The sequence below is a fragment of the Komagataeibacter diospyri genome, assembly GCF_043995075.1.
Lineage (GTDB): Bacteria > Pseudomonadota > Alphaproteobacteria > Acetobacterales > Acetobacteraceae > Komagataeibacter > Komagataeibacter diospyri.
The window spans coordinates 3,208,277-3,224,305 of record NZ_CP171836.1; the positions used below are offsets into that span (position 1 = coordinate 3,208,277).

Below are 16,029 nucleotides of genomic sequence, written 5' to 3' on the forward strand. Positions count from 1 at the left end.
AGGCGGCATCCTAAAAAATGCTGTTATTTTTTATCAAATAATTTCAGGCCAGCGCGCAGTACCGCTGACGCAGGTGTCGCAGGTATGGCCCCGTATTGGGCACCGCGCCCGTGGCGTCGCGCACGATCTCACTGGTGGACGCACCACTGCCACGGGCATGGATACGCGGACGCAGCCATGCCAGCAGGGGCGCGAAATCGCCTTTGGCAATGCTGGACATGATGGTGGGATCGTCACGCTGTGCTGCTTCGCGCAACTGCGCCGCGATAACAGCCCCCAGCGTATAGGTGGGGAAATATCCCCATGCGCCAGATGGCCAGTGGATATCCTGCAGGCAGCCCAGACGATCTTCGGTTACCTTCAGCCCCAGCAGGTCATGGATGCGGGCATTGAAGGCTTCCGGCAGGTCCGCCAGCTTCATCCTGCCCGCGATCAGCGCGGTTTCCATTTCATACCGCACAAGGATATGCGCAGGATAAGTGACTTCATCAGCATCCACGCGGATGAAGCCGGGGCGCACGCGGGTGACAAGCCGGTGCAGGTTGTCCGCATCCCATGCCGGGTCGGTGTCAGTCCCACCAAACGCATCGCGCAGGCGTGGCGCCATCCAGTCCATGAAGGGCTGCGACCGTGCGACCTGCATTTCCATAAGCAGGGACTGGCTTTCATGCAGGCTCATGCCGCGTGCCTCTCCCACTGGCTGGGCACGCCATGCCCTGGGCAGGCCCTGTTCATACAGCGCGTGCCCGGTTTCATGCACGATGCCCATAAGCGCGTTGATGCAGTCCTGTTCCTCATACCGGGTGGTGATGCGCACATCATCCTCCGCCCCGCCGCAGAAGGGGTGCAGGCTGACATCCAGCCGCCCGCGCTGCATGTCGAAGCCCAGCGCATGCATGGTCCCATGTCCCAGTCGCGCTTGCGCCGGCACATCAAACGGGCCGGAAGGTGCCACGGGGGCGGGCAGGCTTGCCTGATGCGCCAGCGCCGTGCGGATCAGGTCGGGCAGTTCGCTGGCCAGTTCGGCAAAGACCGGGTCGATATCCGCCTGCCGCGTACCCGCGTCATACTGATCCAGCAGCGCGTCATAAGGCGAAAGGCCAAGGGCCTGCGCCTTGGCTGCGGCAATGTCGCGCGTGCGGGCCAGCACGGTTTCCAGTTCGGGCAGCAGGCTGGCGAAATCGCTGTTCTGTCGCGCGGTGCGCCAGGCCATTTCGCACCGCGAGGACGCGCGTGACATCGCCTCCACCAGATCTGACGGCACGGCGGCGGCATGGGCATGCTGGCGGCGCATTTCATGCAGGTTGGCCTGCGCCATGGGGGTGCCGGGGGCCTGCGCGCGCGCCAGCAGCTCGCCCATGTCCGGCGCGGTCATGAGTTCGTGCGACAGGACGGCAAGGGCCGCAATGCTTTCGGCGCGGCTGTCGCTCGCCCCCGTTGGCATCATGGTGTCCTTGTCCCAGCCGAGGATTCCCTGGGCATTGCGTATATGCCCCATGCGGGCGAAACGCTGCCGCAACGTATCATAGGCCTGCTGGCCGGTCGTGCCGGAGGAAGTGTTCATGCGGGTTCCTGACCGAAATTCTTAACGTTCTGTCGCGTATGGATAACGGGGGGAGTGTGCGGGACCGTCCCCCACCATGCAAGGGAAGGCCGGATGAGATGAACGCGAACAGCGCGGGCAGGCAGGACATGGACAGACGGGGCATCCTGGCACGTGGCCATGCGGCCCTGCGTGCGGGGGATATCAATACTGCACGGGCGTGTTTCGCTGCCCTTCGCGCGCGCCATTCCGATGATCCTGATGCCCTGCACGGACTGGCCTGCGTTGCGCTGGCGGCGGGGCGACCGGATCTGGCCATAAGTCTTGCAGGGCAGGCCGTCAGACTTTCGCCACAGGGACCATTCCACGAAGTGCTGGCCCGCGCCCTGCTGGTGCAGGGGCACCACATGGCCGCACAGGCCGCGATTCGGGCGGCGTGCATGTGCCAGCCCGATGATGTGCCTGTCCTGCTGGCCTGTGCCGAGATCATGGAGGCGACAGGCGATCCATGGGCCGCAGCTGAGGCTTATGTGCGGGCGGTCACCATATCCCCTGCGCCGGCCGTGCAGGCACGCAGGCTGCATGCCCGTTTCCTGTGGCGACGGGGGCGGCGTGACGCCGCCATACAGCAGATGCGTCATATGATACGATGTGTGCCGGACCCGGTCCTTATGCACGAACTGGCCGAAATGCTGCTGGCGCATCGACTGCCCGAACAGGCCGAAGCAGTCGTTCGGGCGGTCATGGCGCATGATCCCGATGATGGCGTGGCCCTGTCCCTGCTGGGTACGCTTCTGTTTGCGCGTGGTCGGATACGCCCTGCGGCGGCAGTGCTGGAACGCGCCATGGCGCATGGTCCGACAGTGGAAACCTGCAGCAACCTTGGCCTTGCCCGCATGGCGCTGGGGGACATGCGGGGGGCGGGCAGTGCTTTTGCCATTGCGATGCGCCTGCGGCCCGATGACGCGCGTATTGCGCTGAACCATGCAACCGGTCTGTTTGAAGGCGGCAACGTGATGCAGGCAGCCACGGTATATGAAACCATACTGGCGCATGATCCGCCGCCCGATCGCGATACACTGGCCCGGGCGCGGTTCAACCTTGGCGTGGCCTGTCTGGCGCAGGGGAAACTGCGGCAGGGATGGAAGCTGTGGGAATCCCGGCTGGACTTCCTGCCCGCGCATCCATCCGCCAGCCGCCTGCCGCGATGGGATGGGCATGGGCTGCCTGCGGGCTGGGCACTGCTGGTGCATGTGACAGGGCAGGGGCTGGGGGATGCTGTCCATTTCCTGCGTTACGTAACCCTTGCGGCCCGGCGGGTGCCGGTTGTGCTGGAAGTGCCCGCTTCCCTGCGGCGACTGGCGGCCACGTTGGGGCAGGGGGAGACATATCCCATAAAAATTATCACACATAATACAAATGATAGTGCGGGTTCGGCTGCGCAATGTGATCTGTTCAGCCTGCCGCACCTGCTGGGCGCGGACAGCGTGCCACCCTTCAGGCCATATCTGGGAGAAAGCCCATGGCGGCAGCCCAGTGGACGGAAGGGGCCATTACGGGTTGGGCTGTGCCATGCGGGTAACGCCGCCTATCGCTTTGACGCGCGACGTTCCATTCCGGTGGAGGATTTGTCGGCACTGGGGGAAATTGCAGGGATCGAATTCATATCCCTGCGTCCGCAGGCTGTGGACATGGTGGATCCGCCTTTTGTCCGGCACGAATTGCCGTCTGATGCAGACCTGATGGATACTGCGCGTCTGATCGCAACGCTGGATCTGGTCATCAGCGTGGATACGCTGTCCGCCCATCTGGCCGGGGCCATGGGCTGTCCGGTGTGGCTGTTGTGTCGTTTCGGCGGGGACTGGCGGTGGTCGCCGGCTTTTGACCTGCCTGTGCCGGCAATGGCTGGGAGATTGCCCGAACCTGACCCGTTACCATCAGGAAACGGCAAAAAGCTGCGTGAAACGTCAGGCTTTGAAGCATCTTTAAATGACAGGGAGGTTTCTATTGAAGCTTTGGTCAGGAAGCTTCAGGAAGCGTCGTCTTTTCGGGAAAATACAGCATCCGGAAACTTTTATTGTTTTTTATCAACAAGTTGTTTTCAAATTATTTCCAGGCACAGGAATATGCTTCCCCCTTTGCGGCCTGCCAGCCAGTGGTACCCAAACCTGCGCCTGTTCCGTCAGGCCAGCCTTTTGCCCCCGCAACAGGCATGGAAGCCGGTCATGGCCGACCTGTGCCGCACCCTGCGGGTATGGGCGGCGGATTGGCGACGGGATGCTGGAACCTGAAAAAGTTTTTGGTGAAGCTTTTTTCAAAAAGCTTCAAAAGAGTGCCGCCTTTTTGAAAAAAGGCGGCACCGAAAATTTTTATTTATTTTTATCAATGGGTTGAATCGGTGGGTCAGATTGTAATGGATTCCAGTTCGGACGACCGGCGCTGGGCAGCGGCTTCCGCTTCCTGCAATCCCGCCAGCAGGGTCGTGCGGATACGGTCAAGACGGCCCTTGTCCGTGATTTTCAGCCCAAACAGGTCCTTGACGTAAAAAACGTCCACCGCCCGCACGCCATAGGTGGTGATATGGGCAGACGCGATCTGCAGTTTCTGTTCACTCAGCGCCGCAGTCACATCATGCAGCAGGCCAGGTCGGTCGCGGCCGTTTATTTCCACCACCGTGCAGGTGTTCGATGCGCGGTTGTCGATCACCACACGTGGCGGCACGTGGATTGCGCGCATGCGGCGGCCGCTCAGCCTGCGGCCACACTGGGCAATTTCACGGTTGATGTTGATACGGCCCGTCAGCGCCTGTTCCACCAGCAGTGACAGCCGCGCAAGCTGCTGCGGTTCCTCGAACGCAGCCCCACCCGCATCCTGAATCCACAACGTATCCAGCGCCATGCCGTTGGTCATGGTGTGAATGCGCGCATCCACGATCGAGGCCCCGGCAATGGCCACCGCCCCTGCGATCTTGGAAAACAGGCCCGGATGGTCGGCAGCGTAAATCGTGACTTCCGTCACCCCGCGCGCGGGCAGGGGCTGGGTTTCCACCGTCAGCGGCGAATGCATGCGTTCCGATTCGCTGATCAGCCGGGCATGGCGGGCATGGGTATCATGGTCGAAGGACAGCCAGTAACTGCCGTAACCCAGTCCCATGAAGTGCTGGACATCAGCTTCGTTCATGCCGTCTTCCACCAGCCACTGGGCGGTCGCACCCTTGGCACGTTCCACGCGCACGTCGCGTTCGGTGGTGGCAAGGCTGCCTTCCAGCACCTCCGCCACGCGCATGTACAGCTCGTTCAGCAGCGTCGCCTTCCACGCGTTCCATACGCGTGGCCCCACCGCGCGCATGTCCACGATGGTCAGCAGCAGCAGCAGCCGCAGGCGTTCGGGCGACTGGATGATATCGGCCAGGTCAAGGATGGTCTTGGGATCGTCAATGTCGCGCTGGAACGCGGTGTGGCTGAGCAGCAGGTGGTGCAGCACCAGCCATGAAACCGTTTCCGTCTCCTCGCTGTCCATGCCCAGTTCGGGACAGACATACAGCGCGATCTGCGACCCGATTTCCGAATGGTCGCCGCCACGGCCCTTGGCGATGTCATGCAGCATGACCGCCACATACAGCGCGCGGCGTGAATGCAGGTTGCGCGCAAGGTCGTAGGCGATGGGGATTTCATCAGCCATCTGCCCGTGTTCCACCCGGCCAAGGATGCGCAGCGCGTCGATGATATGCTCATCAACCGTAAACACATGGTACGTGTCGAACTGCATCTGTCCCACAACACGGGACCAGTCGGGCAGCAGGCGGCCCATAAGCCCGGTTTCATTGAGGATATGCAGCCAGTAGGCGTTACCCTTGCGCCGTCCTTCATCCATCAGGTGGAAGCTGGGGGAGGCATCGGGCAGTTCGGCTGTCTCGCCACGGGGGGCGCGCTGCGGGCGGTCAGGCGGGTCGCCGCACATGAGGTCAAGGAAGATGCGCGCGGTTTCCGGATCGCCACGCAGGCTGGCGGCCTTGCGTTCCCACCGGATCAGCTGGTGCATCGCCATGGGGTGGATGGGCAGCTTGCGCTTCTTGGCCCAGTCCAGCAGGCGCATCATCTGGATGGGTTCATTTTCGAACGATGTGCCGCGCTGGGGAAGGATACGGCCATCCAGCACGGTAAAGCCCGCGTCACGCATCTGGCTGTCGGCTTCGGGCGCGTTGGCCACGGGACCGAGCGCCTGACGCAGCACGGCGGGTTCCAGCACCAGTGTCAGGCGCATGACCTCGCGCACGGTCAGGAAGTAGTGGCGCATGAAGCGTTCCACGCCCACCTGCCGCCCGTGGCGGGTATAGCCCATGCGGCCGCCCACGACCGGCTGTACGTCGAATGTCAGCCGTTCTTCCGCCCGCCCCGACACGTAATGCAGGTGGAAACGCACCCGCCACAGGAAGTCCCATGCCCGGCGCGCGCGCTTGGCTTCGGGTTCCGTCAGCAGCCCCAGTTCGCTGAAGCCGGGGGCCAGCAGGTCGGAGACATGGCGCGTGCCAAAGGTATAGCGGCACATCCAGTACAGCGTCTGCAGGTCGCGCAGGCCGCCACGGCCTTCCTTTATGTTGGGTTCCACCAGATAGGGGCTGTCGCCAAAACGGTGGTGGCGGGCGGCGCGTTCCTTGCGCTTGTCGGTAATGAAGCGGTCCGCGCCCGCGCGCACGCAGGCCACGATATAGCGGGCCTGGAACATGGAAAACAGCGATTCGCTGCCGGTCAGGGCGCGGGCATCCAGCAGGGTGGTCCGCACGGTGGTATCGGCTTCCGCCTCGGCAATGCATTCATTGATGGTGCGGGTTGCGTGCCCGACCTTCAGCCCCAGATCCCACAGGAAATACAGAATGTATTCCACGCAGGCGCGTACGTCCTCGCCCTGTTCTTCTGACGCATCGGGGATCAGGAACAGAAGGTCGATATCACTGAACGGCGCCAGCAGGCCGCGCCCGTACCCGCCGGTCGCTGCAATGGCGAAGGGGGCTTCGGGTTGCGAATCGATATCCGTCTGTTGCATGGCGAAGCTGGCCAGCACGCGGATCATGCCATCGGTATAGGCCGCCAGCAGCTTGCCGGCCTCGGCGCCGCCCAGACGGTGATGCTCGAATTCCTCGCGTACATGGGCCTGGTAACGCGACAGGTGGCGGCGGACCAGCCCTATGGCGTCCTCCCGCGGCAGGGCGCGTGCATCGTCACCGCCATCCCCGGACGGGAACAGGGCGGTATGGAGGGCGTTTGTCATGGCCTCGACCGAAGCAGAGGCGAAAGGGGGGGCGGCGTTCGACATCGTGGTCAGATGGCGTCCTGTATATGACGGTAAAGATCCGGGGGAGTGTGCCGCCCTTGATAGGGTCAGGTCCAGAGCCGTATCAGGGTTTCAGCAGTTTTTTGAGTTTATATAACATTTCCAGTGCCGTGCGCGGACTTAACGCATCGGGGTCCAGTTCCGCGATCATATCCATCGCGGCAGGCGGCAGTGCGGGGGCCTCCGGTTCTTCCGGCATGTCGGGTGATGCCTGTTCAAACAGCGGCAGGGGCGGGGCCTGCCGACCGCGTTCCTTCTCCAGCATGGACAGCAGGCGGCCCGCGCGGCGCACTACGGGTTCGGGCACGCCCGCCAGGCGCGCGACATGCACGCCCCAGCTGCGGCGGGCGGAACCGGGTATGACCTCATGCTGGAAAATGACCTGTCCCTTCCATTCGCGCACGCTCATGGTGTGGGGGGACAGGCGGGGCATGCTGTCCGCCAGTTCGGCCAGTTCATGGAAATGCGTTGCGAATATCGCGCGGCAGCGCAGCGTGGAATGCAGGGTTTCCAGCACGGCCCATGCAATTGCCAGTCCATCCAGCGTGGAGGTGCCGCGCCCGATTTCATCCACCACTACCAGCGACCGTGGGCCTGCCTGGTTCAGGATGGCGGCGGTCTCGGTCATTTCCACCATGAAGGTGGACCGCCCGCGCGCCAGGTCATCGGATGCGCCAACACGTGAAAACAGCCGGTCCACCACGCCAATGCGCATGGCCTGTGCCGCAACAGGCAGGCCTGCCTGCGCCAGTATGACCGCCAGCGCCGTCTGCCGCAGGAAGGTGGACTTGCCCGCCATGTTGGGGCCGGTCAGCAGCATGACGCGGTGATCGGGTTCCAGATCGCAGTCATTGGGGGTGAAGCGCGCGTTCTTGGGCAGGGCGGCTTCCACCACCGGATGCCGGCCCGCGCGGATGACAAAGGACGTATCCGTGCTGACAGCGGGACAGCACCACATGCCGCCACCGGCCAGCATCGCGCAGGACTGTGCGATGTCGATGCACGACAGGGCGGCCGCCATGTCCGGCAGGGCAGTTTCGTCCAGTATCCTGCCCACCACCTGTGTAAACAGGTGGCGTTCGCGCAGGCCCGCGTTTTCGGCGGCCTGCGCGATCTGCTGGTCAAGGCTGACCAGCCGTTCGGTCGAAAAGCGGCTGGCGCTGGCGGTGCCCTGCCGCATGATCAGGTCTTCACGCCCGCGCAGGCGTGCGCTGGCTGCGGCGGGCACCTCGATCACATAACCAAGCTGGGCATGGTGGCGGATCTTGAGGTTGGGGACGCCGAACTCGGTGGCGTATTCCTGCTGCAGGGCCGCAATCACACGCCTGCTGCCGTCGCGCAGTTCGCGCTGGGCATCCAGTTCCGCATCATAGCCACTGGCGATGATGCCACCGTCATCCATGCGCGCGGGCGGGTTTTCGCTCAGCGCGCGCGCCAGCAGGTCCTGCAGTTCATGTGCGCGGTCCAGATGGCGTGCCGCCTGTTCCATGATGAGGGGCAGGGTGTCGTGCCGGTTCAGGATTGTCCCGATTTCGCGCGCCACGCCAATGGCCAGACGGATGGCCACCGCGTCGCGTGGCTGCCCGCGGCCCAGTGACAGCCGGCCCAGCGCGCGCGCCATGTCGGGGGCGGCACGCAGGCTGGCGCGCAGGTCGTCGCGTATTCCCGGCTTGTCCAGCAGCCATACCCATCCGGCCTGCCTGCGGGCAATGCGTTCGGGATCGGTCAGGGGGGCGGCGATCCAGTCCGCCAGCATCCGGCTGCCGGCTGCGGTGACGGTGCGGGACACGGCGGCGAACAGGGTATGTTCGGTTTCGCCATCACGCGTGCGCAGCAGGTCGAGGCTGGCGCGGGTAGCGGGGTCAAGGCCAAGGATGTCGCTGCTGTCGCTGGGGCGGGGATGCGACAGGCGTGGCAGCTGGCCCGCCTGGCTGCGGCGGATATAGTCAATGGCCGCCGCAGCCGCCATGGCTTCCGCGTCGCTGAAGGTGCCAAAGGCGTCAGGGCTGGCTACGCCAAAGGCTTCGGCCATGCGCTGGCGGGCGGCATCGGCGCTGGCAGGCGGGACGATGGGCGTGCGGCGGCCCGCGAAATCACCCAGATCCACATTATCCGCACACAGGATTTCCGCCGGGTCCAGACGGCCCAGCAGGTCGTTCAGGTCACGCGCGGGGACCGTGGCGGTTTCAAACAGCCCGGTGGAAATATCGATCCACGCAAGGCCGGGATCGCTGGCGTCACGTCCGGTGGGGCAGATAATGGCGGCCAGCAGGTTCTGCCGTCCCGCCTCCAGCAGTTCATCCTCGGTCAGCGTGCCCGGCGTGATCAGGCGCACGACCTCGCGCCGCAGTGGTCCCTTGGATGCGGGGCGTCCCTTGCGGGGCTGTTCGGTCTGTTCGGCCACCGATACGCGGAACCCGCGCCGGATCAGGCGCGCAAGGTAGGCCTGCGCCGCATGCACAGGCACGCCGCACATGGCGATGGGTTCGCCCCCATGCGTGCCGCGCGCGGTCAGCGAGATGTCCAGCGCCGCCGCCGCCGCTTCCGCATCATTGAAAAATAGTTCGTAGAAATCCCCCATCCTGAAGAACAGCAGGGCGTCGGGATGTTCGGCTTTGAGCGCAAACCACTGCGCCATGGCGGGGGTGGCGCCTTCGGGGGATGGGAATGTCATGTCCGGTGTCTAGCGGCGGGGTAGGGGATTCGCCAGTGCGGATTTCATGGCAGCCCCGGCTTATGCCGCGCGGTTGCGGCGCAGCCTGCGGCTGATCGCGGCCATAGCCTGACGCATGTCCGCAATCCCCAGCACCTGCAGCGCCAGCAGGTAAATGCCGACACCCAGCGTGACCATCACGCCCACATCCACGATCCGCATGACCGGGCCAGCCTGCATCGCGCGGCCAAGGGGTGTGTAACCCAGCATGACCAGCCCCACCGTCATCACCACCGCGCACACCGTCATGCCCGCCAGTTGCCGGATCAGGGTCGGGTCCGGCACCAGCGCGCCACGCCGCAGCAGCAGGAATGCCAGAACACCGGCATTGACCATCGCCGCAAGGCTGCTGGCCAGTGGCGGGCCGATATGCGCCAGCCAGTGCATGAAACTTATGTTCAGGATGAAATTCAGCACCAGCGTGCCCATGCCCACCAGCACCGGTGTGCGTGTATCCCCGCGCGCGAAGAACCCCGGCGAGAGTACCTTGACCAGCACGAAGGCTGGCAGTCCCAGTGCGTAGGCCCGCAGTGACTGCGCCGACAGCATCGCGTCATGCGCCGAAAAATGCCCATGACCGAACAGCGCCATCATGACCGGTGCCGCAATGACCAGCAGCCCCGCCGCCGCAGGCAGCGTCAGGATCAGGGCATAGGAAATGGCCCGGTTCTGGATATGGTGCGCCCCGGTCAGATCATCCGCCGCAAGGTGCCGCGTCAGCACCGGCAGCAGCGTGGTGCCTGCCGCAGCCCCCAGTACCCCCAGCGGCAGCTGGTTTACCCGGTCGGCAAAATACATGAGCGAGACACTGCCCGCAGGCAGCAGGGTGGCGATGATGGTGTCGATCAGGAAGTTGATCTGCGTGATCCCGCTGCCCACCAGCCCAACCCCCATGCGCGCCAGCAGCGTGCGGATGCGGGGTGTCAGGCAGGGCGCGACAAGGCGCAGGCGCATTCCGGCCCGGCGGGCGGCATATAGGAGGATGCCGAACTGTACCACGCCCGATGCCGTCACCCCCCATGCGGCGGCATGGGCTACGTCACCCGTAAGCGGGGGAAGGATAAGGATGGCGGCGATGCCGATGATGTTGAAGCTGACATACGCTGCTGCCGCCACGCCGAAATGGTGCATGCCGTTCAGAACGCCCGAAACCAGTGCTGCCCCGCAGATCATCAGCAGGTAGGGAAACGTGATGCGGCTTAGCGATATGGCCAGCGTGTCCCGCACGTCGCCGTGCGTGAACCCTGGCGCGATCAGGCGCAGCACGCCGGGCATGAAGATTTCCCCCAGCACTGTCAGAAGAAGCAGCCATGACAGCAGGACGCTCATCGTCTCGCTGGCGAATCGCTGTGCGGTGTCGCGGCCCTCGCGTTCCAGCAGGGCGGAGAACAGTGGCACGAAGGCGGCGTTCAGTGCGCCTTCGCCAAACAGGCGGCGGAACATGTTGGGCAGGCGGAAGGCGATCTGGTACGCGTCCTGCGCCGCGCCCGTGCCCAGCAGGGCCGCAAGCAGCTGGTCACGCACCAGTCCCAGCACGCGGCTGATCATGGTCCAGCCGCTTACGGTCAGGAAACCCTTCAGCATGGTGTCAGCATGACGCGCGCGGAGATGATGGGGGCATCAGTGATCCATCACCGCCCGTTCGACCGCCATGCGCACGCGCCGCGATTCGGGTGATGTGACGGAAGTGAACCAGTTGACCAGCTGCCCGTCGCGCCCGATCAGGTATTTGTAGAAATTCCAGCGCGGCAGCGACAGGAACCCGCCCTCGCGCGCCAGCCACCGGAACAGCGGGATCGCCTGCGGTCCCTTCACATGGCTTTTGGCGGTCAGGGGAAAGGTGACGTTGTAGTTGCGCTGGCAGAATGTTGTGATCTGCTCGGGCGTACCGGGTTCCTGATTGCCGAAATCACTGGACGGTACGCCAATCACCATCAGGTCATGGCTGCGCCATGTTGTCCACAGGCTCTGCAATCCTTCATATTGCGGGGTGAAACCGCATTTGGACGCCGTATTGGCGATCAGGATCGGCTTGCCCCGCAACGCGGACAGGTCAATGTCGGGACCATTCAGGGCAGGCAGGACAAAATCATAGATCGTGGTCATTGGGATGCTCGGTTTCGTAAGCGCGCCGGAAGAACCGGATTGCCGGGTCGCATGCAGGGGGTCAAGTCGCCTGTTTGCAGATGAGGGATGTGGCGTGCGTGTCCGTTCAGGCAAATTCATGCCCGACCGGGCGCGACAGCAGCAGCTGACTGGCGTCATCCATGTCGATCGTGCCAGCCAGAAGGCTGGTGACGGTGGCGATGACCGGCGTGCTGACGCCATGCTGGCGTGCAAGCTGCAGTAGCGCGGGTGCCGTCGCCCGGCCTTCGGCAACACCTTCCAGCGCATCTGCGGCCTGCTGTGCCGGGGTTCCCTGACCAATCGCCAGACCAAGGCGGTAATTACGTGACGCAGCCCCGGTGCAGGTCAGCAGCAGATCCCCGATTCCCGCAAGGCCCGACAGCGTTTCGGGCCGCCCGCCCAGCGCGTGGGACAGGCGCGACAGTTCGGCAATGCTGCGGGTAATCAGGGCCGCGCGGGCATTTTCCCCCAGTTTCGCCCCGATGGCCGCACCTGCTGCGATGGCGATCACGTTCTTTGCCGCCCCACCCAGTTGCACGCCCGTCGGGTCGTCGCTGGCATACAGCCGGAAGGCGGGCGTGGTCAGCAGGTCCGCAAGCCTCCGGGCCTGCGTGCGATCCGCACTGGCCAGCACGGCGGCGGCAGGCTGCCCGGTCGCGATTTCATGCGCGAAGTTGGGACCGGACAGCACGCCCAGCACGCTGTGGGGGAACAGTTCTCCCAGAACCTGTAGCGGCATGAGGCCGGTTGCCTGCTCGATCCCCTTGCAGCATGCGATCATCGGCGCGCAGGGCGGCACGTTGCGGGCAGTGACGCGCAGGTGCTGCATGGGGCATGCCAGCAGGATCAGGTCGGCCTGACGTGGCATGACATCGCTTACGGCAATGCCGGATGGCAGGGCGTAGCCGGGCAGGCGGGGCATGACGCGGCCTGCGGACATGGCAGCGGGATTGCGTGCCCACAGGCTGACTTCGGCCCCCGCGCGGGCGGCCTGCAGCGCCAGCGCCGTCCCCCATGCGCCTGCGCCGATCACGGCAATCCGTGCGGTATGCGTCATCCGTCTGTTCCCCGAAGGTTATGTACCGTATCCGGCATTTTTGTTGCTTGCTTGTCAGTCAGCTAACAAAACGGCCTGTAAATCATAAAGAAGTTTTTGGTGAAGCTTTTTTCAAGAAGCGTCAAAGAACGCCGTCTTTTTGAAAAAAAAGTAGCGCTAAAAAATTTATTGTTCCTTATCAATAAGATATTTCAGGCGTTATGTTGGCTGCAAGGCAACCGCAATGCCCGATCGCTGGGGGAAGCGAATGCGTTCAGGCGGGCATGCTGTCCGCATCCACCGTCATGCGCTGCGTCATCTCCGACAGTGGCCAGCGCGGGCGCGGGCGCATGGCGATATCATTGGGTATGGGCAGGCCAAGGGCCGTGCGTGCGCGCATGGTCTCGATCGCGGCCCATGCCACCATGACCGCGTTATCGGTGCATAACCGTAGCGGCGGGGCTGCGAAGGGCAAATCGTGCGCAGTGGCGAATTCCTGCAGGCGTGCGCGCAGGACGCCATTGGCGGCTACCCCGCCCGCCACGACCAGCGTGGTGGGGCGCTGCTCCATCATGTCCAGCGCGTGTCCAAGGCGGTCGATTACGATGTCGCTGACCGCCTGCTGGAAGCTTGCGGCGATATCGGCGGCCTGCTGGCGGGGCAGGGCGGTGCGGACCTCGGCAGGCAGTTTCTGCGCCACGGCGGTCTTGAGGCCGGAGAAGGAGAAATCGCATCCGGCCCGCCCCAGCAGTGGGCGCGGCAGGAGTACGGCGTGCGGATCGCCCTCACGTGCAAGCTGTTCCACCGCCGGGCCGCCGGGCCAGCCCAGGCCCAGCATCTTGGCCACCTTGTCGAATGCCTCCCCCGCCGCGTCATCAATCGTGCCGCCCAGCCTGCGGTAATGGCCAATCCCTTCCACCGCGATGCACTGGCAATGTCCGCCAGACACCAGCAGCAGAAGGTAGGGAAACGGCGCGCCATTGCTGGCGACACCGGGCAGGCGCGCGGTCAGGGCATGGGCCTCGATGTGGTTGACGGCAATGAAGGGCCGGTCCAGTGCGATGGCCATGCCCTTGCCCATGTCGGCCCCCACGATCAGGCCGCCAATCAGCCCCGGTCCGCAGCTTGCGGCAATCGCACCCAGTTCATGTGGCTGCATATCGGCCGCGCGCAGCGTGTCGCGCACCAGTGCAGGCAGCGCGCCAAGGTGGGCGCGGGCGGCGATTTCGGGCACGACCCCGCCGAATGGCACATGGCCGGATTGCGATAATGTCGTTTCTGCCAGGATCTGGCCGCCTGTCGTAACGATCGCGCAGGCCGTGTCATCGCACGAAGATTCAATGGCCATAACGGGCGTTGGCAGATCGGGGCATGTCGGTTCGGTATGGGGCATGGCGTAATTTACAATCCGGATGTGCCGAATGTCATCTTTCCTTTATCGCGGTGCGGTAATAGACACGCGATATGGAGTCCGCAAAGCCATCTGCCCCGTTTCCATCGTCCGCGCTACAGAAAGTCGCGGCCGAGGCCGCTGCACGCCAGCGAAAGGAAGCCACACATCCCGAACCCCACCGCCGGCAGCTGCCGCTGAAGGTCGGGACGCGCGCTTCCCCGCTGGCGCTGGTGCAGACACGGGCGTTCCTGACGCTGCTGACCCGTTTCTGTCCCGTGCTGCGCGACATGGGCGCGTTCCAGGAACACCAGATCAGCACCACCGGCGACCAGGTGCAGAACCGCAAGCTGGCGGAAATTGGCGGCAAGGGCCTGTTCGCCAAGGAAATTCATGAAGCGCTGCTGGATGGCCGGATCGATTTTGCCGTCCACAGCCTGAAGGATCTCGAGACCACGCTGCCGCCGGGGCTGGTTCTGGCCTGCACCCTCAAGCGCGAGGATGCACGCGATGTGCTGATCCTTGGTCCTGGCTGTGGTGAGCCTGATCCTGCCGACCCGTATGCGGTCCTGCCGCATGGTGCGCTGGTGGGCTGTGCCTCCGTCCGGCGTCAGGCGCAGATGCTGCATGTGCGTCCCGACCTGAAATTCGGCCTGCTGCGTGGCAATGTGCAGACGCGACTGGACAAGCTGGCGGCGCGGCAGTGCGATGCAACGCTGCTGGCCTATGCCGGGCTGCGGCGCCTTGGCATGGAAGACCGGGCCGACGTGATCCTTGACCCCACCATCATGGTGCCTGCGGCGGGGCAGGGAATTGTCGGGGTCACTGTGCGTGAAAGCGATGTCGAACTGCGTGAACTGCTGTCCGCGATCGAGGATTATGAAGCCCGCGCCGTCGCCACGGCCGAACGCGCGCTGCTGGCGGAACTGGATGGATCGTGCCGTACGCCGATCGGTGGTTATGCCCGCCTGATCCCGGTCGTGGCCGGTGGCGCGCCGGAACTGCATCTGACCGGCCTTGTTGCGCGCGAAGACGGGTCGTTCCTGCTCAAGCGTTCGATCAGCGGCGCACCGGGCGATGCGGCGCGTCTTGGCCGTGATCTTGGCCGCAGCCTGCGTGCTGACAGTCCTGCCGATATTTTTGTTGAACAGAAGTAACGATTCCATCCCTTCCGCCCGGTGCGCGGGGGTGATCGTGACCCGTCCGCCGCCGGGGCTTGCCCCGACCATGGCGGCGGTGGCGGCGCGGGGACTGCATCCAATCGCCGCCCCCATGCTGCATGTCAGCCAGCGCACCCTTTCCATCGGTTCATTCCGTCCCGATGCCATTGTCCTGACCAGTGGACAGGCGGTGGGCAGCCTGACCGACCCGCAACTGCATGACATTCCCTGTTACGTGGTGGGGGACGCCACCGCGCGGCGTGCCCGTGCGGCGGGGTTTGTCCATGTGACTGCTGCATCTGGCACGGCGGATGACCTTCTGGTGCTGTTGCAGGCCGCCGTGCCGCCCGCCGCCCGGTTGCTGCTGGCGGTGGGGCAGGGTTATGGGCAGGAAATGGCAGTGGCGCTGCGCGGGCATGGATACCGTGTGCTGCGGCGCTGCGTTTATGTCGTGCGTGCGGCAACAGGCCTGCCATCCAATGCTGTCGCGGCCCTGCAGGCGGGGCAGGTGGGGGCGGTGATGGTCTATTCCACCCGAACGGCGGAAGCTTTCATCACGGCCCTGACGCCAGCACTGGTGCCCCTGCTGCTGGGGGTGGAGGCCATCGCCATGTCAGACGGGGTGGCTGCCGCTCTTGGTGCGGGTGTGCGCTGGCGTGACATACGTGTGGCCGCCCGTCCCGATCAGGATGCCATGCTGGACTGCCTGTCCCATGATGCCGCCTGAAA

At 64.5% G+C, this 16,029-nt stretch carries 10 protein-coding genes; 3 read left to right on the top strand and 7 right to left on the bottom strand.

Annotated elements, in window-relative coordinates:
- Positions 1 to 43 precede the first annotated feature (43 nt).
- Positions 44 to 1,564 (bottom strand): carboxypeptidase M32, encoded by a 1,521-nt coding sequence (locus tag ACE2AA_RS14960; RefSeq protein ID WP_395370317.1) that lies wholly within the window; start codon positions 1,562 to 1,564, stop codon positions 44 to 46.
- A gap of 98 nt (positions 1,565 to 1,662) precedes the next feature.
- Here ACE2AA_RS14960 and ACE2AA_RS14965 point away from each other — a divergent pair, with 98 nt between their 5' ends.
- Positions 1,663 to 3,834, top strand: a complete 2,172-nt coding sequence (locus ACE2AA_RS14965) for a tetratricopeptide repeat protein (protein WP_395370319.1) — start codon at positions 1,663 to 1,665, stop codon at positions 3,832 to 3,834.
- Between the two features lie 112 nt (positions 3,835 to 3,946).
- On the opposite strand, the gene ACE2AA_RS14970 is transcribed toward ACE2AA_RS14965, so the two are convergent.
- From ACE2AA_RS14970 to tsaD, 6 genes are all read right to left on the bottom strand, one after another.
- Positions 3,947 to 6,856, bottom strand: coding sequence for a [protein-PII] uridylyltransferase (locus tag ACE2AA_RS14970; RefSeq protein ID WP_141262238.1), 2,910 nt, complete (start codon positions 6,854 to 6,856; stop codon positions 3,947 to 3,949).
- An 82-nt stretch (positions 6,857 to 6,938) separates the two neighbouring features.
- Complete coding sequence (gene mutS / locus ACE2AA_RS14975; RefSeq protein ID WP_395370321.1) at positions 6,939 to 9,548, bottom strand: DNA mismatch repair protein MutS; 2,610 nt, start codon at positions 9,546 to 9,548, stop codon at positions 6,939 to 6,941.
- Positions 9,549 to 9,608: 60 nt separating this feature from the next.
- Complete coding sequence (gene murJ, locus ACE2AA_RS14980) at positions 9,609 to 11,171, bottom strand: murein biosynthesis integral membrane protein MurJ (protein WP_395370323.1); 1,563 nt, start codon at positions 11,169 to 11,171, stop codon at positions 9,609 to 9,611.
- Between the two features lie 36 nt (positions 11,172 to 11,207).
- A complete protein-coding gene (locus ACE2AA_RS14985; protein ID WP_395370325.1) occupies positions 11,208 to 11,693 on the bottom strand; it encodes a glutathione peroxidase in 486 nt (161 codons plus the stop codon).
- Between the two features lie 106 nt (positions 11,694 to 11,799).
- Positions 11,800 to 12,771, bottom strand: a complete 972-nt coding sequence (locus tag ACE2AA_RS14990; protein WP_141262242.1) for an NAD(P)H-dependent glycerol-3-phosphate dehydrogenase — start codon at positions 12,769 to 12,771, stop codon at positions 11,800 to 11,802.
- A gap of 253 nt (positions 12,772 to 13,024) precedes the next feature.
- A complete protein-coding gene (tsaD, locus tag ACE2AA_RS14995; protein WP_141262244.1) occupies positions 13,025 to 14,143 on the bottom strand; it encodes a tRNA (adenosine(37)-N6)-threonylcarbamoyltransferase complex transferase subunit TsaD in 1,119 nt (372 codons plus the stop codon).
- Between the two features lie 71 nt (positions 14,144 to 14,214).
- On the opposite strand from tsaD, the gene hemC reads away from it, so the two are divergent.
- Both hemC and ACE2AA_RS15005 read left to right on the top strand, forming a co-directional pair.
- Positions 14,215 to 15,297 carry a hydroxymethylbilane synthase gene (gene hemC, locus ACE2AA_RS15000; RefSeq protein WP_141262245.1) on the top strand — a complete coding sequence of 361 codons (1,083 nt, stop codon included), beginning with the start codon at positions 14,215 to 14,217 and terminating at the stop codon, positions 15,295 to 15,297.
- 37 nt (positions 15,298 to 15,334) lie between these two features.
- Positions 15,335 to 16,027 carry a uroporphyrinogen-III synthase gene (locus ACE2AA_RS15005; RefSeq protein ID WP_227001108.1) on the top strand — a complete coding sequence of 231 codons (693 nt, stop codon included), beginning with the start codon at positions 15,335 to 15,337 and terminating at the stop codon, positions 16,025 to 16,027.
- Positions 16,028 to 16,029 lie beyond the last annotated feature (2 nt).

Excerpts from the sequence above, each read along its gene's own strand:
- tsaD (WP_141262244.1), bottom strand. The coding sequence starts at position 14,143 with ATGCCCCATACCGAACCGACATGCCCCGATCTGCCAACGCCCGTTATG.
- hemC (WP_141262245.1), top strand. The coding sequence starts at position 14,215 with ATGGAGTCCGCAAAGCCATCTGCCCCGTTTCCATCGTCCGCGCTACAG.
- ACE2AA_RS14960 (WP_395370317.1), bottom strand. The coding sequence starts at position 1,564 with ATGAACACTTCCTCCGGCACGACCGGCCAGCAGGCCTATGATACGTTG.
- ACE2AA_RS14965 (WP_395370319.1), top strand. The coding sequence starts at position 1,663 with ATGAACGCGAACAGCGCGGGCAGGCAGGACATGGACAGACGGGGCATC.
- mutS (WP_395370321.1), bottom strand. The coding sequence starts at position 9,548 with ATGACATTCCCATCCCCCGAAGGCGCCACCCCCGCCATGGCGCAGTGG.
- ACE2AA_RS14970 (WP_141262238.1), bottom strand. The coding sequence starts at position 6,856 with ATGTCGAACGCCGCCCCCCCTTTCGCCTCTGCTTCGGTCGAGGCCATG.
- ACE2AA_RS14990 (WP_141262242.1), bottom strand. The coding sequence starts at position 12,771 with ATGACGCATACCGCACGGATTGCCGTGATCGGCGCAGGCGCATGGGGG.
- murJ (WP_395370323.1), bottom strand. The coding sequence starts at position 11,171 with ATGCTGAAGGGTTTCCTGACCGTAAGCGGCTGGACCATGATCAGCCGC.
- ACE2AA_RS14985 (WP_395370325.1), bottom strand. The coding sequence starts at position 11,693 with ATGACCACGATCTATGATTTTGTCCTGCCTGCCCTGAATGGTCCCGAC.